Annotated in this window: 18 protein-coding genes; 5 read left to right on the plus strand and 13 right to left on the minus strand. The window is 60.7% G+C overall.

What is annotated here, in order from left to right; genetic code table 11:
• Positions 1 to 13: 13 nt before the first annotated feature.
• A complete protein-coding gene (locus tag K328_RS27090; RefSeq protein ID WP_028467407.1) occupies positions 14 to 613 on the minus strand; it encodes a TetR/AcrR family transcriptional regulator in 600 nt (199 codons plus the stop codon).
• 78 nt (positions 614 to 691) lie between these two features.
• Between K328_RS27090 and K328_RS0119500 the strand changes: the two genes are divergently transcribed.
• Positions 692 to 1,108, plus strand: a complete 417-nt coding sequence (locus K328_RS0119500) for a VOC family protein (RefSeq protein ID WP_245577599.1) — start codon at positions 692 to 694, stop codon at positions 1,106 to 1,108.
• On the opposite strand, the gene K328_RS0119505 is transcribed toward K328_RS0119500, so the two are convergent.
• The 4 genes from K328_RS0119505 to K328_RS0119520 form a co-directional block, all read right to left on the minus strand.
• Positions 1,105 to 1,845: a sulfite exporter TauE/SafE family protein gene (locus K328_RS0119505; protein ID WP_036554950.1), complete on the minus strand. Its 741-nt coding sequence runs from the start codon at positions 1,843 to 1,845 to the stop codon at positions 1,105 to 1,107. The genes K328_RS0119500 and K328_RS0119505 overlap by 4 nt on opposite strands.
• 2 nt (positions 1,846 to 1,847) lie before the next feature.
• Positions 1,848 to 2,198, minus strand: coding sequence for a DUF6614 family protein (locus tag K328_RS0119510; protein ID WP_028467410.1), 351 nt, complete (start codon positions 2,196 to 2,198; stop codon positions 1,848 to 1,850).
• A 122-nt stretch (positions 2,199 to 2,320) separates the two neighbouring features.
• Complete coding sequence (locus tag K328_RS0119515) at positions 2,321 to 3,535, minus strand: NADP-dependent isocitrate dehydrogenase (protein ID WP_028467411.1); 1,215 nt, start codon at positions 3,533 to 3,535, stop codon at positions 2,321 to 2,323.
• A 130-nt stretch (positions 3,536 to 3,665) separates the two neighbouring features.
• Positions 3,666 to 4,250: an LOG family protein gene (locus K328_RS0119520; protein WP_028467412.1), complete on the minus strand. Its 585-nt coding sequence runs from the start codon at positions 4,248 to 4,250 to the stop codon at positions 3,666 to 3,668.
• Positions 4,251 to 4,373: 123 nt separating this feature from the next.
• Between K328_RS0119520 and K328_RS0119525 the strand changes: the two genes are divergently transcribed.
• The 3 genes from K328_RS0119525 to K328_RS25020 are packed head-to-tail and all read left to right on the plus strand — an operon-like array spanning position 4,374 to position 7,170.
• A complete protein-coding gene (locus tag K328_RS0119525) occupies positions 4,374 to 5,534 on the plus strand; it encodes a LysM peptidoglycan-binding domain-containing protein (protein ID WP_036554953.1) in 1,161 nt (386 codons plus the stop codon).
• Between the two features lie 15 nt (positions 5,535 to 5,549).
• Positions 5,550 to 6,260, plus strand: coding sequence for a phosphatidylserine decarboxylase (locus K328_RS0119530; RefSeq protein WP_036554956.1), 711 nt, complete (start codon positions 5,550 to 5,552; stop codon positions 6,258 to 6,260).
• Positions 6,261 to 6,300: 40 nt separating this feature from the next.
• Positions 6,301 to 7,170, plus strand: a complete 870-nt coding sequence (locus K328_RS25020; RefSeq protein ID WP_051285189.1) for a CDP-alcohol phosphatidyltransferase family protein — start codon at positions 6,301 to 6,303, stop codon at positions 7,168 to 7,170.
• Positions 7,171 to 7,179: 9 nt separating this feature from the next.
• Here the strand turns inward: K328_RS25020 and K328_RS0119540 are convergent, their stop codons facing one another.
• The 4 genes from K328_RS0119540 to K328_RS25030 form a co-directional block, all read right to left on the minus strand.
• Positions 7,180 to 7,905, minus strand: coding sequence for a spermine/spermidine synthase domain-containing protein (locus K328_RS0119540; protein ID WP_028467415.1), 726 nt, complete (start codon positions 7,903 to 7,905; stop codon positions 7,180 to 7,182).
• 52 nt (positions 7,906 to 7,957) lie between these two features.
• Positions 7,958 to 9,080 (minus strand): peptide chain release factor 2 gene (gene prfB, locus K328_RS0119545; RefSeq protein WP_156901500.1). Its coding sequence is split into 2 segments (ribosomal slippage): positions 7,958 to 9,010 and positions 9,012 to 9,080, totalling 1,122 coding nucleotides; the frame shifts between segments, so codons are not numbered across the junction.
• A gap of 43 nt (positions 9,081 to 9,123) precedes the next feature.
• A complete protein-coding gene (locus K328_RS25025; RefSeq protein ID WP_036555183.1) occupies positions 9,124 to 11,565 on the minus strand; it encodes a penicillin-binding protein 1A in 2,442 nt (813 codons plus the stop codon).
• Positions 11,566 to 11,698: 133 nt separating this feature from the next.
• Positions 11,699 to 12,940 carry an N-acetylmuramoyl-L-alanine amidase gene (locus tag K328_RS25030; protein WP_425411527.1) on the minus strand — a complete coding sequence of 414 codons (1,242 nt, stop codon included), beginning with the start codon at positions 12,938 to 12,940 and terminating at the stop codon, positions 11,699 to 11,701.
• A gap of 581 nt (positions 12,941 to 13,521) precedes the next feature.
• On the opposite strand from K328_RS25030, the gene K328_RS0119560 reads away from it, so the two are divergent.
• Positions 13,522 to 16,167, plus strand: a complete 2,646-nt coding sequence (locus K328_RS0119560; RefSeq protein ID WP_028467417.1) for a ribonuclease E/G — start codon at positions 13,522 to 13,524, stop codon at positions 16,165 to 16,167.
• 71 nt (positions 16,168 to 16,238) lie between these two features.
• Here the strand turns inward: K328_RS0119560 and rsmA are convergent, their stop codons facing one another.
• Genes rsmA through K328_RS0119580 form a run of 4 tightly spaced genes read right to left on the minus strand, consistent with a single transcriptional unit; the run spans position 16,239 to position 21,672 of the window.
• The gene (gene rsmA, locus K328_RS0119565; protein ID WP_028467418.1) at positions 16,239 to 17,084 is read right to left on the minus strand and encodes a 16S rRNA (adenine(1518)-N(6)/adenine(1519)-N(6))-dimethyltransferase RsmA; all 846 of its coding nucleotides are present in this window, start codon (positions 17,082 to 17,084) and stop codon (positions 16,239 to 16,241) included.
• On the minus strand, positions 17,077 to 18,105 hold the full coding sequence (gene pdxA, locus K328_RS0119570) for a 4-hydroxythreonine-4-phosphate dehydrogenase PdxA (RefSeq protein WP_028467419.1): 1,029 nt from the start codon (positions 18,103 to 18,105) through the stop codon (positions 17,077 to 17,079). Before pdxA ends, rsmA begins: the two co-directional genes overlap by 8 nt.
• Positions 18,106 to 18,114: 9 nt before the next feature.
• Positions 18,115 to 19,398, minus strand: coding sequence for a peptidylprolyl isomerase (locus tag K328_RS0119575; RefSeq protein WP_028467420.1), 1,284 nt, complete (start codon positions 19,396 to 19,398; stop codon positions 18,115 to 18,117).
• A 57-nt stretch (positions 19,399 to 19,455) separates the two neighbouring features.
• Positions 19,456 to 21,672, minus strand: coding sequence for an LPS-assembly protein LptD (locus K328_RS0119580; protein ID WP_051285191.1), 2,217 nt, complete (start codon positions 21,670 to 21,672; stop codon positions 19,456 to 19,458).
• Positions 21,673 to 21,674 lie beyond the last annotated feature (2 nt).

The raw sequence follows: 21,674 nt of genomic DNA on the forward strand, positions 1-21,674 counted from the left end.
CTGTCCTGGCTGATCAAGTTCCGGCTACTGCCACGGTGAGCGTGTTGAGCAATGTTGCCATAGCACTTTCGTAGTCGTCGCGGCGGGCGCTTTGTGCGATGGCGAGTGCTGCACGATCGAACGAGGCGGAGAGCAAATCCGCAAGGGCCTGCATTTCCGGATCCGGAGCCCGGCCGAAAAGTGCGGCAAGCCCGTCCAGCAACGATCCGCCGCCGGTCTCCCTGTCGATGCGGGACATCTCCTCCGGACCGAGCACGGCCGGCCCGTCGAGCAGAAGCAGACGGGCACGGCCTTCTATGGCCATTGCGTCGAAATAGGCATTCGATCCCGATATCAGCGCATCTAGAGGCGTTGCGGCGGCGCAGGCGTTTCGTTCGATTTCCGAGCTTACCGCCACTGCCTCCCGTTCGACGACAGCGCGGAACAGGTCTTCCTTGTCCCGAAAATGGTGATAGAGCGCACCGCGGGTGACATTTGCCGCTTTCACGATCTCTGGCGTGCCGGTGTCCGCATAGCCCTTCTCGACGAAGAGGGCTCGAGCCGCGGAGAGCAGGGCCGCGCGGGTTTCCCTGGTGCGCTCGCGATTGGAACGGTGGCCGGAATTTTCTTGCATACATACAGCCTGTATGTTTATTGAGTTTTACATGCACACTGTATGTAAATGCGAGAGGGAGCGAAAGGGATGAAATGTATGCAGTTCTATCCGGTCATTCTGACCGGCGATGTTCCTGGAACAGTGCGGTTCTACCGGGAGCACTTCCGCTTCGAGCCGGCTTTCGAGAGCGATTGGTACGTCCATCTTCAGTCAAAGGAAGACGAGTCTGTAAATATCGCCGTGCTTCAGGGCGACCATGAGACGATCCCCGAGAGTGGCCGCGGCCGTACAGCCGGGCTGATCCTCAATTTCGAAGTAGATGACGTGGATGCGGAATATGCTCGGGTTGAGGCGGCGGCACTGCCGGTACTGTTGCCGCTGCGGGATGAGCCGTTCGGACAACGCCATTTCATCACGCAGGACCCGAACGGAGTGCTGATCGATGTCATCACACCGATCGCGCCAAGCCAGGAGTTTTTGGCTCAGTATGCGCCGGAAGCGGTACCGTCCTAGAGGGCAGGGATCAGCAACCCAATCCCGGAAATGCCGAGCATCCAGAGCAGCACTTTCTTGAATTGCGCGTCGTTAATCCGGCGATAGAGCAGAAACCCGAGGGCACTGCCGAGGATCAGGGCCGGGGCGGAGGCTCCGAGCAGCGTCAGGACATTGTCCGGCAGCCTGTCCTGAAGAATGTAGAGGGTCAGGGTGGCGCTGTGCATGGCGGCATTGAACAACTGGAAGGTTGCCCGCTGCTTGTCCTTCGGCCATTTCATCAGGCTGCACCAGATCGTCGGCAATACACCGGAGAGGCCGGCGAAACCGCCCATGATACCGCCGCCAAGGCCAACCAGACCGTTCAAAAAAGGATGCTTGCCGGTGATGGCGGGAAATCGGCCGCTCAGCAATAGGCCCCCGCAATAGAGGATCAGTGTGGCGCCGACGAAGATCCGGAAGGGACCGGGATCGACCAGGGGCAGCAGGGCGACGCCGGCAGGAACACCGATCAGGCCGCCCAGGATAAATACCCAGGCCGAGCGGAAATCGATAGAGCGCCAGATCGCCGCGAAAGTGCTGAGCAGCACCAGAAGAGAGCAGATCACCACCATCGGCGCGGCTTCCGCCGGGCTCAGGACGTGCGCCCAGATACCGAGCGAGGTGATGGCGAAAGCAAAACCGGCGAGCCCGGAAGCGAGTGCACCGGCAAAGGCGCCTAGTGCAATGACACCGTAGTAGAAGAGTTCGTTTTCCAAGATCAGAATCGCTCCTCGCCACGCTGGCGCTGCGGGTCCGGGAAATCGCGGTAGAGCGTGAAGCGGACGTTCTGGACCTTCGAGTTCACCGCATGATGAAAGCTCTCGACCGGCTCGCTGCGGGTCGAGACGTGGTTGAAGGCGGCATCGAGTTGCGCCAGGTCCTTCGTCTCGAGCCACATATGGAATTCGGTGCCGTCGGAGGGGCCGAGTCCGAGCTTGCGCCGGGTGATCCGGGAGCCTTCGATCAGGCCTTCCTGCTTCAGGTGTGCGAAATAGCTCTGCACGGAGTCTGCGAACTCCATGTCAGACACGTCCGGCTTCAGGTCGCAGTAAATATGGTAGAAATCCATCGGTCCCACTCTCCCCGAAATCGAATAAAGCGTTTCCGGCGGCGGGTTGGCCAGAACATTCGCCCGAAACGAAAACGGGCCGCCCGAAGGCGGCCCGCTTGTCCGACAATGCCGGAGATCTGTTAGCCCATCGCCTTCTGCAGGTTCTCGTCCAGTTTGGACAGGAACTGCTGGGTGGTGAGCCAGGGCTGGTCCGGGCTGATCAGCAGCGCCAGATCCTTGGTCATGTCGCCGGACTCGACTGTGTCGACGCAGACTTTTTCCAGAGCTTCGGCGAACTTCGCCACTTCCGGTGTCTCGTCGAACTTGGCGCGGTAGGCGAGGCCACGGCTCCAGGCGAAGATCGAGGCGATCGGGTTGGTCGAGGTTTCCTTGCCCTGCTGATGCTGACGGTAGTGACGCGTAACGGTGCCGTGGGCGGCTTCCGCTTCGACCGTCTTCCCGTCCGGGGTCATCAGCACGGAGGTCATCAGGCCGAGCGAGCCGAAGCCCTGGGCCACGGTGTCGGACTGCACGTCGCCGTCATAGTTCTTACAGGCCCAGACGAAACCGCCGGACCATTTCATCGCGGCCGCGACCATGTCGTCGATCAGACGGTGCTCGTAGATGATGCCCTTGGCTTTGAACTTCGACTCGAACTCTTCCTCGAAAACTTCCTGGAACAGGTCCTTGAAGCGGCCGTCATAGGCCTTGAGGATGGTGTTCTTGGTCGAGAGATAGACCGGCCAGCCGAGATCGAGACCGTAGTTCAGGCAGGCCCGCGCGAAACCGCGGATCGAGTCGTCCAGGTTGTACATGGACATGGCAACACCGCCACCCGGGAAGTCGAATACTTCGTGGGTAATGGCATCGCCGCCGTCGGCCGGCTGGAAAGTCATGGTCAGCTTGCCGGGGCCCTTCACTACCATGTCGGTGGCGCGATACTGGTCACCAAAGGCGTGACGGCCGATGACGATCGGCTGCGTCCAGCCCGGAACCAGCCGGGGCACGTTCTTGCAGATGATCGGCTGACGGAACACGGTGCCGCCGAGGATGTTTCGGATGGTGCCGTTCGGCGAGCGCCACATCTTCTTCAGGCCGAATTCCTTAACCCGATCTTCGTCCGGCGTGATGGTCGCGCACTTGACGCCGACGCCGTATTCCTTGATCGCGTTCGCGGAGTCGATGGTGATCTGGTCGTTCGTCTCGTCGCGCTTTTCCATACCGAGGTCGTAATATTTGAGATCGACATCGAGGTACGGAAGGATGAGTTTTTCCTTGATCATCTCCCAGATGATCCGGGTCATCTCGTCGCCGTCGAGCTCGACGATAGGATTTTTGACCTTGATCTTCGCCATCTAGCTGGCTCCCTTGTGGATGGATTCTTTTGAGCTGCGGCGGCAAAATATCAGCTAGGCAGCGCAATGCAAGATGCGCGCTAGGGGCCTGCCGCCGATGTACTAGTCTAAAGCAGGATTTCAGAGACGGTTAGACCCACTTTGAGTCCACTTTCCCGTGGCTTACCGGGGCGGCTGCAATCATCGGGAAAACATTCTCGACACTGTCCGCGATCTGCAGGATCGACCTGTTCTCGTCTCGTGCAAACCCTGTTTCGACCAGATGATCGACAAGCGCTATCAGCGGGTCCCAGAACCCGTTGATATTGGCAACTACTACCGGCTTTGCGGAGAGGCCGAGCTGTGTCCAGGTCACAACCTCGAAGGTCTCGTCCATGGTGCCGAGGCCGCCAGGCAGGATCACGAACGCATCGGAGCGCTCATACATGATCCGCTTACGGTCATGCATGTTGTCGGTGACGATCAGCTCGTTCAGCCCGTCATGACCGACTTCATACTCCTGCAGGAACTTCGGGATCACGCCGAGGACAGACGCGCCCGCAGCGAGCGCCGCGTCCGCGGTTATCCCCATCAGGCCGACATGGCCACCGCCATAGACGAGATCGAATCCGTTCTCGCCGACTAGGGTGCCGAACTGGGTTGCGGCCTGCCGGTAGGCTTCATCGACTCTCCCGGAGGAACCGCAGAATACGCAGATGGATTTTTTCTCTTTCATACGTTCGTCTATCTCACCCTGCAAAGGTTCGGTCAAGTCGCATGAAATCACAGTTTTCCGCTGCATTGCGCCCGCGATTGTAAGGGTTTATTGTCATCCGACCGCGTGATGGAGTCCCAGAGCATGTTATCGAAGCCGTATCTGATCGGCGCCGCCGGAATCTTGGTACTCGTCTTGGCGGGGGGGCTTTTTTACTGGACCAAGGAAGAGGGCGGTTTGCCGCTTCCGGTGCAAACCGCGAGCACGCCAAATCCGACGGTCCCGCCTGCCCCCGCTGCAAAAGCGCCAGGAACGACGAGCACTCCTGCAACCGCCAAGGCGCCGGAGCCGTCAGTCGAGAAAGCGGATCTGGCAGAGCCGAGCTTCGATGTCGTCCGCGTCGATCCGGAAGGCAACACGGTCATAGCGGGTAAGGCGAAGCCGAACGCGAATGTCCGGATCATGGACGGCGAGCAGAAAATCGGCGAGGTCCAGGCCGACGATAAGGGCGACTGGGTCTTCCTTCCGGAGAAAAAACTACCCTCGGGCAGCAGTGTGCTGACTCTTGAAAGCGATACCGGCAAGGATGCAGACACTCCGTCCAAGTCCGAGAATGCGGTTGTCGTCGTTATCCCGGAAAAGGGCAAGGACATCGCCGGGCGCGCGAGCAAAGCGACGGAAAAGCCGCTGGCAATGGTGGTGCCGCGCGATCAGGCATCCAGTGCGCCGACCAAGGTCTTGCAGGCGCCGGCGCCGAAACCTGAGCCCGTAGAGCCGACCGCAGATGCGCCGAAGGTCAAGTCCTTCCCCGAGACCGCGACGGCAAAGGAGGAGGGAGTTGCTTCCGCGAGTTCCGAGACCAATGTGACGCTCGACGTGATCGATTATGATGACTCAGGCGCTGTCGTTTTCAGTGGCAAGACCGCGCCCGATACCGAGGTTCAGGTCTATGTCGACAACGCCTTGGCGGCGCGCGCAACATCCGATGCCGATGGAAACTGGTCGGCGAAGCCGGAGCAGAATATCGAAGCCGGAACCCATCAGGTGCGAGTCGACAAAGTAACCGCAAGCGGCCAGGTGGTGGCACGGATCGAGTTGCCCTTCATTCGGGCCGTGCCGATCATGGGATTGCCGAAAGACTCGGTCGTGATTATACAGCCGGGCAACAACCTCTGGCGGATCGCCAGCCGGGTCTATGGCTCCGGCTTCCGCTATACCGAGATTTATCAGGCGAACAGCGACCAGATCCGCGATCCCGACCTGATCTATCCGGGCCAGGTCTTTGGGTTGCCGACAGTCAACTAACCGGACGGAAAACATATGTTAAATCAGCAGGACGACGGCGTTCTGAAGGGGGTATTGGTCCCCGTGGCACGCGAAGGCTACCCGTTCATCGCCGCCTTCGCGGTGCTGACACTGCTGCTCTATGCCGTTTGGGAGCCGCTGGGCTTTGTCGGTCTCGTGCTGACGATGTGGTGCATCTACTTTTTCCGTAATCCGGACCGGGTGACCCCGAGCCGCGAAGGGCTGGTCATCACTCCTGCCGACGGTGTGGTTCAGATGATCGTCGATGCGCCGCCGCCGAAGCAGCTCGACATGGGCGATGAGCCGATGTGCCGGGTCAGTGTCTTCATGAACGTGTTCGATTGCCACGTGAACCGCATTCCGATCGACGGGAAGGTCTGCAAACTGGCGTATGTTCCGGGCAAGTTCGTCAACGCCGCTTTCGACAAGGCGAGCGAAGAGAACGAACGGCAGCTGGTCGCGGTCGAGATGAAAGATGGCCGCAAGGTCGCCTTTGTCCAGATCGCCGGTTTGGTTGCACGTCGCATCATCTGCTATCTTCAAGAAGATCAGGCTGTGCAGGCTGGTGAGCGGTTCGGCCTGATCCGCTTTGGTAGTCGGGTCGATGTCTATCTTCCGAAAGGCGTCAATCCTTTGGTTACGGTTGGGCAGCGCGCGGTTGCGGGCGAGACAGTGATTGCCGATCTGAATTCCGCCGAGGCGGCGCGTAAGGGCGAGATCCGCTAGGTACTGGCGGTTCCGACAACTGGACACGGATAAAAGCACCATGATCAGGGGCAGACGGCGCCGGCTTCCGGTGATTTCGATCAGCAAGCTGATTCCGAACATGATTACGGTCATGGCGTTGTGCGCCGGGCTGTCCGGGGTCCGGTTCGCCCTGAACGAGCAATGGACGTTGGCTGTCGGCGCCATCGCTGTCGCTGCTATTCTGGACACGCTCGACGGCAGCATGGCCCGGCTCCTGAAGGGCCAGAGCAAGTTCGGCGCCGAGCTCGACTCGCTCGGCGACTTCATCAGCTTCGGCGTCTCACCGGCGCTAATCCTGTTCCTCTGGTCGACCCAGGAACTGAAAAGCTTCGGCTGGATGGCGGCCCTGTTCTTCGCCACCTGCATGGCGCTGCGTCTGGCCCGCTTCAACACGAAGACCGAAGATCCCACGCTGCCGCCCTTCACCTACCGCTTCTTTACCGGGGTGCCGGCGCCGGCTGCCGCCGGCCTGGGGCTGCTGCCCCTGATTCTGAGTTTTGAGGTGGATTTCGGCTTCCTGCACCAGCCGCACTTCCTCGCGATCTGGCAGGTTGTTGTCGGCCTGCTGATGGTCTCGCAGGTCCCGACCTATTCCTTCAAAGGCGTCCGGGTGCCGCAGAAACTGGTGCTACCGCTTCTGATCGTGGTTGGCGGCTGTGTTGCCTGGCTGGTCAGCGCTCCCTGGCAGTTCTTTGCGGCTTTTATCACCACCTACCTGCTGTCACTTCCGCTCAGCTACCGCTCTTATCTGCGTTTGCAGCGGAAAGTGGACGAAAGCGATGACGTCCCGTCTGGCGCGTCCCCCGAGAACAAAGCCGACGAGTCGCCGAAAGACAGCTCGGCCGCTGATCCTGCCAATGTGACGCCGATCGGCAAGGCGAAGCCTTAAGGCTTCGCCCTAGCCCGCTACCGCCGTGCGCGCAAGGTAAACCGTCTGTGTGAAGGGGCGGTCTTGCAGCGGGTTGTGGAATGATACCGGTTCGGCCCAGGCTTCGGCGAACACGTCTGAAAGCCGCTCGGTGAAGGCCGGATCTGGACCGTCGTCCGACCAGAGGCCGAAGATGCCGCCGGGCTGGAGATGCGCTGCGAGGGCGCTGAGCCCTTCGGGGCCGTAAAATCCGGCACTGCGGTTGTCGAGCAGAGCTTCGGGCGAATGGTCGATATCCACCAGGATGGCGTCGAACCGGCGGCCGGGGGCGTTGGGATCGAACCCGGCCATGCTGGCTGCTCCGGCGAAGAAGTCTCCCTGCACCAGCTTACAGCGGGCGTCGTCCGCCACCGCCGTGCCGAGCGGTAGCAGCCCGGCGCGGTGCCAGTCGATCACAGCCTCCAGCATATCGATCACTAACAGCGAGCCGACGCTGTCATGCTCCAGGACGGCCTTAGCCGTGTAGCCAAGGCCGAGCCCGCCGACCAGGATGTCGAGCTTGTCACCGGTGAGTGCAGCAAGTCCCAGCCTGGCGAGGGCGATCTCGGAGACCGTGAACAGGCTGGACATGAGGTGCTCGTCGCCGAGCATGATCTCGAAGACATCGACTCCGAGCGACAGCTCGCGCCGTCGCCGGAGACTGATGGGGCCGATCGGCGTGGGCCGATAGTCCAATTCTTCGAAATACAAGCTCATGGGCTCGCGAACCTCCTCGGAGCCAGCGGCTCTTTTGCCTGACCTGACCGGATTAATCCGGCGTGCTGGCGTTCCCGTCGCCTAGTTTCTGGGCCAGTGAGGCTTCCAGGAACTGGTCGATATCGCCATCAAGCACGGCCTGTGTCGCAGAGGTCTCCACGTTGGTCCGCAGGTCCTTCACCATCTGATAGGGCTGCAGCACGTAAGAGCGGATCTGGTGGCCCCAGCCGATATCGGATTTTCCGGCCTCGATCTCGGTTGCCTCATCCTCGCGCCGTTGTAGCTCCGCCTCGTAGAGACGGGCTTTCAGCATGTCCATGGCAGTTGCCCGGTTGCGATGCTGGGAGCGGTCGTTCTGGCACTGCGCAACGATACCGGTTGCGAGGTGGGTAATACGGACGGCCGAATCGGTCCGGTTGACGTGCTGCCCACCGGCGCCAGAGGCACGGTAGGTGTCGACCCGGATGTCCTTGTCTTCGATCACGATCTCGATGCTGTCATCGATCACGGGATAGACCCAGATGCTGGAAAAGCTGGTATGGCGGCGCGCGGCACTGTCATAGGGCGAGATCCGCACCAGGCGATGAACGCCGCTCTCTGTCTTCAACCAGCCATAGGCATTATGTCCGCTGACCTTGATCGTGGCGGATTTCAGCCCGGCTTCTTCACCGGCGCTTTCTTCCAGCCACTCGACCTTGTAGCCGTGGCTCTCGCACCAGCGCGTATACATGCGCAGCAGCATCGAGGCCCAGTCCTGGGCTTCCGTTCCGCCGGCGCCTGCATGGACTTCGAGATAGCAGTCGAAGCCATCCGCCTCGCCGGAGAGCAGGCTCTCGATCTGGCGTTTTTCGCAGACTTCCTTGAGGTTGAGGATCGTTGCCTCGGCTTCGGCGACGATATCGGCATCCTCTTCCATCTCACCAAGTTCGATAAGCTCGACGGCGTCGGCGAGGTCCTGTTCGAGTTGCGTGACGTCGTTCAGGTTTTTCTCAAGCTGGGTCCGTTCGCGCATCAGTTTCTGTGCGCGGTTGGCATCGTCCCAGAGGCTCTGATCCTCGACGAGGGCGTTCAGCTCCGAAAGGCGGACATGGGAAACATCCCAGTCAAAGATGCCTCCTCAGCAGCTCTATCGACTGCTTGATCTCTTCGGCGGTTGCGGTGATCTCGGCACGCATGGCCGACGCACTCCCTGATTGGATTGGAAAGAGGTGGGCGCTCTTAATATAGCCCGGAGCCGCGTCCCGCAACCGGGGCCGTGTTGCCGGGACCGGCAGAACCCCATCCGGCGGTATCCCCGCCGAACACGATCTCGCTTTCGCCGGTCGGCTCAGTGCCGCTCTTGAAGCTCTCCACCATGACATCTCGGTCACCCGGAAGGGCGAGGGCGCCGGTCGCAACGTTGATCCGGACCTTGCGGACGCCCGGCGGAATCCGGAACGGAATCGAGGGCTGGTCGGCGAGCGCCTTCTCCATGAAATGCTTGAACAGGGGAGCGGCGACATTGGAGCCGGTATCCCGGGGGCCCAGCGTTTTGGGTTGGTCAAAGCCGACAAAGGCGCCGACCGCAAGGTCGGGCGTGAAGCCGATGAACCAGGTATCGACATTGTCGTTCGTCGTCCCGGTCTTGCCGGCGAGCGGCTTTCCGATGGTGGAGATCCGCCGGCCGGTACCGCGCTTCACAACGCCTTCCAGCATGCTGACCATCTGATAGGCCGAGGCCGGATCGGCGACCTGCTCGCGGGTATCTGGAATTGTCGGCACCGGTTCGATCCGCCAGCGGCTGGTGATGCAGCCGTTACAATTTCGTGCGTCATGGCGGAAGATGGTGCGGCCGTTTCGGTCCTGCACCCGGTCGATCAGGGTCGGGACGACCCGTTTGCCCCCATTTACCAGCATGGAATAGGCCGTGGTCATTCGGATCAAGGTGGTCTCCCCGGCGCCGAGCGCCATGGAGAGATGTTTCGGCATGGCATCATCAATGCCGAAACGACGGGCATAGTCGGTAACGAGATCCATGCCGATGGTCTGCGCCAGACGCACCGTCATCAGGTTCCGGGATTTTTCGATACCCAGCCGCATCGGGCTCGGACCGTAGAATTTCTTGGTGTAGTTCGCCGGTTTCCATTTCCCGAGGCCGGGCCCCTGGTCGATCACGAAGGGCGCATCCAGGATCCGGGTCGCCGGGGTATAACCGTTGTCGAGCGCCGCCAGATAGATGAAAGGCTTGAAGGCGGACCCGGGTTGCCGTTCAGCCTGGGTTACCCGGTTGAACTGGCTGTCTCGGAAACTCCAGCCGCCGCTGAGCGCCAGCACACGGCCCGTATGCGGGTCCATGGCGACAAGGCCGCCTTCGACATTCGGAACCTGACGCAGGGTATAGGTACTCGGCGGATATTCGTTACCGTCGTCGTCCTTGGTGACGGGTTCGACGAAGATCACGTCACCCGGTGTCAGGACGTTGGAGGCACTCTTCACGCTGCCGCCAACCCTCTGCTTCTCTTGCCATTCCCGTGCCCAGGTCATTTCGCCGAGGGGGATCGTGCCAAAGGAGCCGTCCTCGAAGCCGATCTGCACCTGCTTGTCGTCGACGATCAGGGCAAGCGCTTTGCGCCAGCCAGGCAGAGCACTTTCCGATACCTGAAATTCCCCGAGCGCATCTCCCCAGCCGGCCACGACGTCGATCCGGCCGAGCGGCCCGCGCCAGCCGTGGCGGCGGTCGTAATGTATCAATCCCCAGTGCAGGGCCTCATCCGCGATGCGTTGCAGCTTCGGGTCAAGCGTAGTGCGCACGGAGAGGCCGCCTTCATAGAGGCCGTCTTCGCCGAACCGGTCGACCAGCCAGCGCCGGACCTCTTCGGCAAAATAATCAGCCTGCGCGACCTCGGTCACCGTCCGTTTCTGCGTGGTGAGCGGCTGGCCCTTTGCCATCTCCGCGTCCTCTGCGGTGATGAAGCCGTTTTCCAGCATCTGACCGATCACCCAGTTACGCCGGCCAAGCGCGGCGTCGTGATCCTGCTCCGGGTGGTAATTGTTCGGGGCCTTCGGAAGCGCTGCCAGATAGGCGGACTCGGCGATGCTCAACTCGTCCAGGCTCTTGTCGAAATAGTTCAGGGCTGCCGCCGCCACTCCATAGGAGCGCAGGCCCAGATAAATCTCGTTCAGATAGAGTTCGAGGATCCGGTCCTTGCTGATCGCGCGCTCGATCCGCAGCGCCAGAATGGCTTCCTTGGCCTTGCGTTCGATAGAAACTTCGTTGGTCAGCAGGAAGTTCTTCGCCACCTGCTGAGTGATGGTCGAGGCCCCTCGGGGGCGCCGGTTCTGGGCGAGATTTCGCACATTGTCGATCACGGCCTTCGCAAGGCCGATGAAATCGATGCCCGGGTGGCTGTAGAAATTCTTGTCCTCGGCCGAGAGGAAGGCCTTGATGACCCTGCGCGGCATCGCGTCGATCGGCACGAAAACCCTGCGCTGGCGGGCGTATTCGCTGAGCAGGCGCCCGTCGCCCGCATGCACTCGGGTCATGACCGGAGGCTCATAATCGGCGAGCTGCTTATAATCCGGCAGCCCGCGGCCAAAATGGTGCAAGCCCCACAGCACGCCGCCAACGGCGATCACGCAGCCGATCAGAAACGTCGAGAACAGAACTAAAACCCAGCGCATGCGCCGATTGATGCCTCCGGTTGCGCAGCCGTTGGGCTGCATGCCAAGCGCAGAATACTACTTTTAATGTGACATAATTGTGCGCGATGTCATGTGGCTATCGCGTGAAGGAAAATCACGGGGGTTTTTGAAATTAGTTCGCGCGAGCCGCTGACTGAACGAGATCGAAATAATTGTCGATGGACCTGCGGAGCGCGCCGGCGACACGCTTCAGGTGCGCGTTGGAGCGCAGCAGCTTCTCGTCGTGATTGTTGGACAGGAAGCCAAGTTCGACCAGAACAGATGGGATGTCGGGAGCTTTCAGGACGGCGAATCCGGCAAACCGGTGGGCCGTCCGGAGCAATTTGACCTCACCGCGCATCTCGCGGACAAGCATGCCGGCGAAGCGGGCGGAGTGGTTCATGGTCTCGCGCTGGGCGAGGTCGATCAGGATGCTGGTGACTTCAGGCGTTTCCGTGCCGAAGTCCATGCCGGCGATGATATCCGACTTGTTTTCGTTCACCGCCAGCAGGTTCGCTTCCTTGTCCGAGGCTTTTTCGGAAAGCGTGTAGACGGAGGCACCGCGCAGTTTGCGGTTGGGGATCGAATCCGCGTGCAGGGAGACGAAAAGATCGGCACCGGCGCTGCGGGCAATGGCGATCCGCTCTCGCAGGCGCAGGAATACGTCACGGTCCCGGGTTAGCAGGACCTTGTAGCGCCCGGTGCGCTCCAACTCGCTTTTCAGCACGCGGGCCGCATTCAGGACGATCTGTTTTTCATAGACGCCGGAGACTCCGATGGCGCCGGGATCGACGCCGCCATGGCCGGCATCAATCGCCACCAGGACTTTTTCATTCGCCCGGCGCTGGGGCCGAGTCAACAAGGGCGGGGCCGCCGGTTTTGGCGCGGTCAGGATGGGGCGTCTTGCTGCCTGTGCTGCCGCCACGGACTTGGCGGATTCCGTCAGGAATGCAGCCCTGGTCGTTGGTTTCAGGTCGAGCACGATGCGCGGACTCTGATTTCCCTTGGCGGGAAGAGAGAAGGCGGCGGCGATGGAATAGGGTTGTGCAGTGTCGATAACCACGCGTGACGTGCCGGGACGGAACAGACCGAAACGGAAACCCTTGATTGCTTTCGGGCGCCGGTTCTCCGGGTGCGCATCGCGAGAGAAGGTGACTTCCGGCAGATCAACGATAACCCGGTAAGGGTCCGCCAGACTGAAAACCTTGAAATCGAGTGGGCGAGAGAGATCCATGACGAACCGGATCTTGTCCGGATGCTGGCCGATGCGGATATCTTCAACCGTCCCGTCTATGGCCATGGCGGCTGGTGTGGCGCCGAGGATGCCACAGAGAATAAGCAGAAGTGTCGTGATCCGTCTTTTCAATATCTGCACCGGTCCGCGCCCGCATCTGCGTCCATACCGCAATCTCAACCATTTTTAACCATTGCCGATTCGCATTGCAATAAAATCTCTACGAATCAGTCTTCTGAACGGGATTTCTTGAGCGTAACATTAATTTTTGCAGGGGTTGTGCGTGGGTTGAAGGAAATCATTGTTCCTAAAATCCAAAGTGACTATGTTACGCGGGTGCCGGTCCGTATCGGACAGCGCAGATTTCTGCCCCGTAGCTTTCGGAAACGTGGTCGCGGGGCGCCCCTAATGGCGCGGGAATGCGCCCATATTCTACACAACGGGACATGCTCCGATCGTGATCCACGCTGGTTCAAATCCGATTATTCCTGCGCAGAGCCGCCTGACGGCTCCGTGTGGTGAGGTCGTGAACGGGCTATTCAGAACGGATCGAACGGACAGGGTTCCTGCTATCGAACGGAAACGCGGCGTTGGTGGCCATTGCGCTCCTGCCCCCGTTTTGCTCTCAGAGAACATGCCCGCGGACGCGGCGCCTGTACGCATCGGAAGAATGAATCCCGACGTACGGCGCGCGACACGCGTGGCCCAGGAGTCTACTTTTAATGTCAAAAAGCATGCTGATCGACGCCACACAGGCGGAAGAGACCCGAGTGGTCCTTCTGAGTGGCAATCGTGTCGAAGATTTCGACTTCGAGACAGAATCTCGCAAGCAGCTTAAGGGAAACATATATCTCGCCCGGGTAACCCGGGTTGAGCCGTCCCTGCAGGCCGCTTTCGTTGAATATGGAGGGAACCGTCACGGCTTCCTCGCCTTCAGCGAAATTCATCCCGACTATTACCGGATCCCGGTCGAGGATCGCGAAGCCCTGCTCGCCGAAGAGCGGGCGGAGGACGCGGTCGCTGCTGCCGCAGCTGGAGATGACGCTCCCGCGCCAACTCCCGAAGAGCGGGCAGAGGCCCGGGCCAGTCACACTGCCGGAGACGAAGACGAGGACGGTCCGCCCGCCCCGCCGCCGGAAAGCATTGGCGGCGACGATACGGACGGTGACGACGATGATGTCCGTCCGCGGAAAAATATCAGCCGCCGATACAAGATCCAGGAAGTCATTACCCGGCGCCAGATCATGCTGGTGCAGGTGGTCAAGGAAGAGCGCGGTAATAAAGGCGCGGCGCTCACCACGTACCTGTCTCTGGCTGGCCGCTATTGCGTGCTGATGCCGAACACGGCGCGCGGTGGTGGAGTGTCCCGCAAGATTACCAATATCGCGGATCGCAAGCGTTTGAAGCAGATTGTCGAGGGGCTGGAATTGCCCGAAGGCATGGCGGTGATCGTCCGCACGGCCGGCAGTCAGCGGACCAAGACCGAGATCAAACGCGACTATGAGTATCTGCTCCGGCTCTGGGACCAGATCCGTGAGAAGACACTGACCTCCTCGGCACCGTGTCTGATTTACGAGGAAGCCAACCTGATCAAGCGCTCAATCCGGGATCTCTACACCCGTGATATCGACCAGGTTCTGGTCGAGGGCGAGGATGGCTACAGGATTGCCAAGGACTTCATGCGTACCTTGGTGCCTAGTCATGCCAAGCGCGTGCAGCCTTACAAGGAACAGACTGTTCCGCTGTTCCACCGCTATCAGATCGAAGGCCAGCTCGACGCGATCCATAATCCCGTCGTTCAGCTGAAATCCGGCGGGTACCTGGTGATGAGCCAGACCGAAGCGCTGGTCGCTGTCGATGTGAACTCCGGCCGCGCCACGCGCGAGAGGAACATCGAGGAAACCGCGCTGAAGACGAACCTCGAGGCGGCGGACGAAGTCGCGCGCCAGCTTCGGCTGCGCGACATGGCCGGTCTTGTTGTCATCGATTTCATCGACATGGACGAGCCGCGCAACCAGCATGCCGTCGAACGGCGCATGAAGGATGCGATGAAGAACGACCGGGCGCGTATCCAGCTCGGCCGGATCAGCCATTTTGGCCTGATGGAACTGTCGCGTCAGCGGCTGCGCCCAAGTGTCTTCGAAGCCTCGACCCAGGTCTGCGTGCAATGCGCCGGCAGCGGCCGCGTCCGTTCTACGGACTCGACGGCCCTGCATGTGCTGCGCGCAATTGAGGAAGAAGGAATCAAGCAGAAGGCAAGCGAGATTTCGGTCTTCGTGCCTTCCGAGGTCGGCTTCTACATCCTGAACAAGAAGCGTGAAGCGCTGGCGACTATCGAGGAACGATACGGTTTCCTGGTGTTCCTCGAAGCCGACGACAGCCTTGTGACGCCGGATATGCGCATCGAGCGTTTGCTGCCGAAATCGGCCAGTGACCGGATCGATCTCGCGGCACCAATTATCGCCCCGCACGTCGAGGAAGATGATGAAGAGGTCGAAATTGAGGCCGATGCCGAGGTTGAAGGCGATACGGAAGAGCGTGACGAGGAGCGTCGTCCCAAGCGGTCCCGCCGTCGCCGTCGCCGTGGTGGTGAAAAACGCGCTGCCGAGCAGCAGGACCAGGGTGAGAGCGTCTCCGAGGAGGCGGCGGAAGAGGGCGACGAAAGTTCTGCTCCCGCTGCGGCCGAAGGAGAAGCTGCGTCCGGTGACGATGAGGATGGTAACAAGAAGCGCCGCCGTCGCGGCAAGCGCGGTGGTCGCCGCAGGTCGCGTCGTGGAAATGGTGAAGAAGGCGCTGCAGCGAACGAGAATGGCGAAGGCGAGCAGACCGGCGAGGATGCATCCGAAGGCCAGGATAGTCAGGCTGCGTCTGCCGATCAGAATGGACAAGCTGATGTTGCCGCTCCTGAGGTGACGGAGACTCCGGCCAAAGTCCAGGACGTTTCATCGGAAACCGCACCGGTTGAGGCCGCTGCCAGTGTTGACGCTCCGGCCGCGGAGGAAGAAAAGCCCAAGCGCAAGCCGCGTGTCCGGCGCAAGAAGGCCGCTGATAACGAAGCCGCTCCCGCAGCCGAAAGCGACGAGAAGGCAGAGAAGGTCGAAGAAAAGCCTGCGAAACCGCGTCGCCGTAGCCGAGCCAAGAAGGTCACGGCTGTTGACGAGGCGCCGAAAGCAGATGCGGCTCCGGTGAAAGAGGCCCCGGCCGCTGCCGAAGTTTCTTCCGGGAACGGAGCTGACAAGATCGCTGAAGCTGCTCCGTCAGAGCCGAAAAAAGCGCCTGCCGATAGCGGTACGACCGCCGATGCCGACAGTCCAGCCAAAGAGGGCAAGACGCGCCGTGGCTGGTGGAACCGTCTGATTCCGTCCTAAGACGGCAATCGAGATCAAAAGAAAACGGGGCGCCTGTCGGGCGCCCCGTTTTTGTTTCCGAATGAGGGATTTTAGCGCTGCGCGGCGACCGCACGGGCAAGGGCGCAGAATTCCTCGACGGTCAGTGTTTCCGGGCGTGCTGTCGGGTCAATTCCGATGGCTTCCAGGAATTCCGTGCCGCCATAGCTTCTCAGGGATGCTCGCAGCATTTTACGGCGCTGAGAGAATGCGTCGGCAGTGATCTGTTCGAGCAGGTCCGGGTCCGCTTCGGCCAGCGGCTTCGGACGCGGTTTAAGCCGGACGACCTGAGAAATGATTTTCGGCGCGGGCGTGAAGGCACGCGGTGGGATGTCGAACAGCGGGAAGACCTCTGCCCGCCATTGTGCGGCTATACTGAGCCGTCCGTATTGCGATGTGGACGGTGATGCCGAGATTCGTTCCGCCACTTCTTTCTGGAACATCAGGGTAAAGCTTTCGAAAGCTTCGGCTCGCTTCAACCAGCTCAGCAGCATCGGTGTGCCGACATTGTAGGGCAGGTTCGCAATAACCCGTCGCGGGGCGTCTCCCAGAGTCGTGAGATCGATGTCCATCGCGTCCGCTTCGATGACCTCCAGACGGCCGTCAGCGGCATGGACAAGATCCTGCAGGGCTTCGATGGAGCGGCGGTCCCGCTCGATGGCGATAACCTTGCGGGCGCCTTCCAGCAACAGCGCCCGGGTCAGGCCGCCCGGCCCCGGACCGATTTCGATGCAGGTGCCTTCGGCAAGATTGCCGGCCGCGCGGGCGATGCGCCGGGTCAGGTTGAGATCGAAGAGGAAATTCTGGCCGAGAGATTTACGGGCCGAAAGCTGGAAGCGCGCGATGATGTCGCGTAGCGGGGGCAGGGCCTCGACGGCGGCGATGATCGGATCAGTCATGATGCTTCGCCCTGGTGCGCGCCATATCGCCCGCCATGGTCAGCGCGGCGATCATACTGTCCGCGTGGGCGCGTCCCGTGCCGGCCAGCTCCAGCGCAGTGCCGTGGTCCGGCGATGTGCGGATGAAAGGCAGGCCGAGCGTCACATTCACGCCGCCCCAGAAATCGAGGGTCTTGATCGGGATCAATGCCTGGTCATGATACATGCAGATTGCCGCGTCGTAGCTCGCGCGCGCCTCGGCATGGAACATGGTGTCGGCGGACAAGGGGCCGAAGGCAGAGATGCCGTCGGCTCTCAGGGATTCTACCGCTGGTGCGACGATGTCCCGGTCCTCGGTTCCGATGGTGCCATCCTCTCCGGCATGAGGGTTAAGTCCGGCGATCGCCAATCGCGGAGCTTTGCAGCCGAAGTCCCGCTTCAGAGCTTCGGCTGTAATCCGGGCCTTGGTGACGATCATCTCGATTGTGAGAGCCTCCGGGACCTGCTTCAGCGGGATGTGGATGGTAACCGGAACAACGCGTATCGCAGGCGCTGCCAGCATCATCACAGGTGTGATGTCCGGGCCGGCAAGTGCAGCCAGAAACTCGGTGTGACCGGGATACTTGAAGCCTGCCTCGTATAGCACGCTTTTCTGGATCGGATTGGTCACCACGCCGGAGGATTGTCCGTCGCGGGTGAATTGGACGGCGCGTTCTATCGCCTCGATGACCGCGCCGCTATTTGCCGGGTCGAGCTTGCCGGGAGCCGGGGGCGTCGAGAACGTGATGGGCAGAACCGGGAGAGCCCGTTCGAAGACGTCGGCCGCGTCCTCTGGCTTGTCTATGACCCTGACAGGGACATCCGCACCGATCAGTCGTGCAAGCCTCTCCAGCCGCTCCGGATCATCCAGCAGGAAGAAAGGGGAGAGGCGCGTGCGGGCCGAAGACCAGGCTTTGATGGTGATCTCCGCACCGGCGCCCGCCGGCTCTCCCGGAGTGACCGCGAGAGGAGGGATGTCGGAGAGACTGGATCTGGTTGTCATGGTCCCGGCCTAGACGCGGGTATCGATGAATGCGTCCCGGCGGATGTCACGCAGATAGCGCTGCGCAAAGGTCTCGAACTTGATGGCCCTCAATTGGTTCGCAATTTCGTCTCGGCCGGGCAGATCGCTCTCCGGCTCCTCGCGGGCGCAGACCATGATGGTGCTGAAACCGGACGGCAGGCGCACCGGCTCGGAGAGCTCGCCAACCTTGAGGTCGATCACGGCCTCCCGAAGCTGCGCGGACAATTCACCGATTTCCAGTGTTCCAAGATCGGTTCCCGCCGGCGAATTCAGCTCGGCCGCGAGCAGGTCCATATCTTCGCAGTTTTGCGCGGTTTCGGACACGGCTGTCGCAATGCTCTTCTGGCTGGCTTCTGCTTCCGGAGAGGAACTGGGCGGCACTGGAACGAAAACCTGCTTTAGGGTGACCTTGGCCTTTGCCGGGTTGGGGGCGCTCAGGATCCGTCGTTCTTCCAGCTGGATAATCTGGTAGCCGAATATCGTCTTGATCGGATCGCTGATCTCGCCGGGCTGTAAGTCATCCACAGCAGCTCCAACCTCGTCACCGAGCTGTTCTCTGGTGGTCCAGCCGATATCGCCACCGGTAGCCGCCGTTGCGCCCTGGGAGAATTCACGCGCAATCGCATCGAACTCGGCCCCGGACCGCAACTGATTGACCAGCCGCTCGGCGACTTCCTCGTCATTTACGGAGGGATCGTTTGAATCGAGGACAATTTCACGGATCCGGAACTGGGGCTCGCCCCTGTTCCGCTCCAACCGGTTCAGTGCATCGTCGATTTCGTCGGTCGTGACTTCGACGGTGCTTTGGAACCGCCGGCGCACCAGTTTCACCCAGGCGATGTCGGCTCGCATCTGGTCCAGCACCGTCTCGCTCTGGATGCCCTGACTCCGAAGAGAGCGGTCGAACGATCCCGGCGCCATCTTGTTGCGCTGCTCCATTGCCCGCTTCGCGCGCTCCAGTTCGTCGGAGCTGACATCGATTGAGAGCCGCTTGGCTTCCTGAAGCTTCAGCTTCTCGTCAATCAGACTGCGCAGGACTTGTGGCCAGATGCGTTGAAAGGTTTGGGCGTTGCGCGGCAGGTTCGAAACGGTGATGACCATCCGAACACGCGCGTCGAGATCCCGGACCGAAATGATGTCGTCATTGACAATGGCGGCAATCCTTAGCGCGTCCTGCGCCAGGACTTTCGTGCCGCCCAGGCAAGATGCACCAGCTGTCAGAACAAATGCCGTGACGGCGATCCGCAACAGAGTCGGAAAATGCCACTTCATGAAACTCAACCCAGATCTCGCCATTTTGGTTCGATGTGTACCCGTGGTTTGTATGCGTTAGTTGCTGGAGAAGCCGCCGAGATGTTTGAAGGCAATTCGCAACATGACGGTTTGTTCCGGTTCGATATCGTCGTCTTCCAGTTCGCTTCTTTCATAGACAAGGCCGAATGTGAAGCACTCATCGGCATAAACCAGCCCGGAAGATGCGATCAGGGTGCGGTTGGCACCATCTGAGAAGTCCTGCACGATCCGTCCGTTCGCGCTCCAAAACTCGCTTAGTTTCAAGGAGCCGGAGATATCGAGCTGTTCCCGTTTCAGGAAATTGGTCTCACCCGCAATATCATCGGGATTGGTTTCGTCGTCGAGGAGCACATAGTCAGCGTTGATCGAGAAGCGGGGATGCTGATAACGCATGCCGATCTCGCTGCGACGCGGGGTGAAGTCATCCTTGTCGAGCCGGAACCGCAACAGGAAGTCGAGATCTTGGCTCGGACTGATATGCACCCGGCCGACATAGTCCGAGAGATCGTCGTCAAGGCCTGATCCGGCCTCGAACGGGCCATCCCCGAAGAACTGGTAACTCTGGCCGAAAAGCAAGCTGGAGGAGCCGCCTCCATTGCCATAGACGCCCGTTTTGAAACCATAGTCGACGCGGCTGCCACTCGTCACCCTATCGCTTCCGGTGAACCGGTTCATGCGAAACAGGTTGGTGTCATCGAACAGGAAGGACTGACTGTCCTCATTGGAGATCGCGTCCGGATTTCCGCCGTTGGGGGAAAGCACGAGATTGACGATCGGCTCGACGGTCTGGTGGTAGTTTTCTCCAGCCTTGGCCAGCGGATAGCGCCAGTTCATCCCGACCTGGGGGAACAGCCGCCCGGTGTCTCCACCCTCGCCGTTCGCAAGGTCGTCGGTCTGGTAGAAGTCGCTGTCGAGTGTCGCGGTCAGGGTGTAAATGTCCCCGGCCGGAGCGATATAGGGCAGGGACCAGCCGCTGCGTATGGCTATCTTTCTGCTGTCCGCGCCGGTCTCCCGGGTCAGCGACATGGCGGTTGCATCCAGTTGGAAACGTCCACCTGCCGGATCCGGTTCGCCGACAAAACTATACTCGAAAAGCGGCGCGACCGTCGGGGACTTGTCTCTGGAATCACCCGGGTTGAGGCCCTGAAATTTCAACGCTTGAACGGAGGTGTAATTGCGGCCCCTGAAGCCTTCGGCGTACGCCCGGGAGGTCAGGACCTCACGGCTGTCGAGGCGATAGCGGCGCAGGTATGTACGGCCGCTGGATTGCTCCAGGTCGAAGCCGCCGCGCCATGTCGGGTCGAAATCGAAGCGCCCCTCAAGATCCACGCTGCCTTCGGGATCCTGCTCGCCGGTTTCTATATTGTTGTCGCGCTGATCAAGCAGCCCTGCCGTGCCCTGAAAATCGATGAGCCCATCGGCGAACCTTTGCCGGTATCTGGCCTTCAGTATGCCGCCGTCTTCGGAATAGACGATAGGCATGAGCTCCAGGTCTTTGGACTCGTCAATCACCTGATAGTAGGGCTGGCCATAGATGAAGCCGAGTTCGTCCGAGGTACCGATCAGAGGCGCAAGGAAACCGCTGCGCCGATCCACCGTCGGGTCCGGATGCGCCAGATAGGGGGTGTAGAGCACCGGGACGCCGAACATCTCAAGGGTCGCATCGTTGTAAATGATGTCCTTGGCGACCTCGTCATGCACGATCTTCCGGGCCTTGATCTGCCAGAGTGGCGGCCGTGACGCGTCTTCCTTGCAGCTCTCGCAAGGTGTGAAGACGGCGCGTGACAAGATCTTGCGCTGATCGGCGGTGCGCGTTCCCCGGTTCGCGGCAAAACGAGAACCGTCCGTCAGGCGGAGCCGAATATTGTCGATGACGCCGGTCTTCAACTCGTTTTGCAATTCCGCATAATCGCTGAAGATGACCTCTCCCGTCGGCTCCAGCAGGGAGATATTGCCGCTGGCGATCACGGTATCTTCGCGCTGATTGTAGGTGACGCTGTCGGCCAGCAGAACGCGGTCGTTCTGCGAGAGTTCCACATTGCCGCGAGCGGTGATGGTGCCAAGGGTTTCGTCGTGCACCAGCTCGTCGGCGACCATCAGCACCGGCGCATCGCCGATGGCGCTCTCCTGGGCGCTTGCAGGTCTGGACTGGGTGGCCTGCACACTAAAGCAGACAGCGGCGACCAGGACATGGCAGCAGATTGTCTCGAGATGGCGGCGTGTCCGGTTCCAGAAATGAAGGCCCAGGATCATGG

The sequence above is a fragment of the Nisaea denitrificans DSM 18348 genome (assembly GCF_000426505.1).
GTDB lineage: Bacteria > Pseudomonadota > Alphaproteobacteria > Thalassobaculales > Thalassobaculaceae > Nisaea > Nisaea denitrificans.

Coding starts and splice junctions, on each gene's coding strand:
- K328_RS25020 (WP_051285189.1), top strand. CDS start 6,301: ATGATCAGGGGCAGACGGCGCCGGCTTCCGGTGATTTCGATCAGCAAG.
- K328_RS0119580 (WP_051285191.1), bottom strand. CDS start 21,672: ATGATCCTGGGCCTTCATTTCTGGAACCGGACACGCCGCCATCTCGAG.
- K328_RS0119540 (WP_028467415.1), bottom strand. CDS start 7,905: ATGAGCTTGTATTTCGAAGAATTGGACTATCGGCCCACGCCGATCGGC.
- K328_RS25025 (WP_036555183.1), bottom strand. CDS start 11,565: ATGCGCTGGGTTTTAGTTCTGTTCTCGACGTTTCTGATCGGCTGCGTG.
- K328_RS0119560 (WP_028467417.1), top strand. CDS start 13,522: ATGTCAAAAAGCATGCTGATCGACGCCACACAGGCGGAAGAGACCCGA.
- K328_RS0119510 (WP_028467410.1), bottom strand. CDS start 2,198: ATGGATTTCTACCATATTTACTGCGACCTGAAGCCGGACGTGTCTGAC.
- K328_RS0119500 (WP_245577599.1), top strand. CDS start 692: ATGCAGTTCTATCCGGTCATTCTGACCGGCGATGTTCCTGGAACAGTG.
- K328_RS27090 (WP_028467407.1), bottom strand. CDS start 613: ATGCAAGAAAATTCCGGCCACCGTTCCAATCGCGAGCGCACCAGGGAA.
- K328_RS0119525 (WP_036554953.1), top strand. CDS start 4,374: ATGTTATCGAAGCCGTATCTGATCGGCGCCGCCGGAATCTTGGTACTC.
- K328_RS0119575 (WP_028467420.1), bottom strand. CDS start 19,398: ATGAAGTGGCATTTTCCGACTCTGTTGCGGATCGCCGTCACGGCATTT.
- K328_RS0119530 (WP_036554956.1), top strand. CDS start 5,550: ATGTTAAATCAGCAGGACGACGGCGTTCTGAAGGGGGTATTGGTCCCC.
- K328_RS0119520 (WP_028467412.1), bottom strand. CDS start 4,250: ATGAAAGAGAAAAAATCCATCTGCGTATTCTGCGGTTCCTCCGGGAGA.
- rsmA (WP_028467418.1), bottom strand. CDS start 17,084: ATGACTGATCCGATCATCGCCGCCGTCGAGGCCCTGCCCCCGCTACGC.
- pdxA (WP_028467419.1), bottom strand. CDS start 18,105: ATGACAACCAGATCCAGTCTCTCCGACATCCCTCCTCTCGCGGTCACT.
- K328_RS0119515 (WP_028467411.1), bottom strand. CDS start 3,535: ATGGCGAAGATCAAGGTCAAAAATCCTATCGTCGAGCTCGACGGCGAC.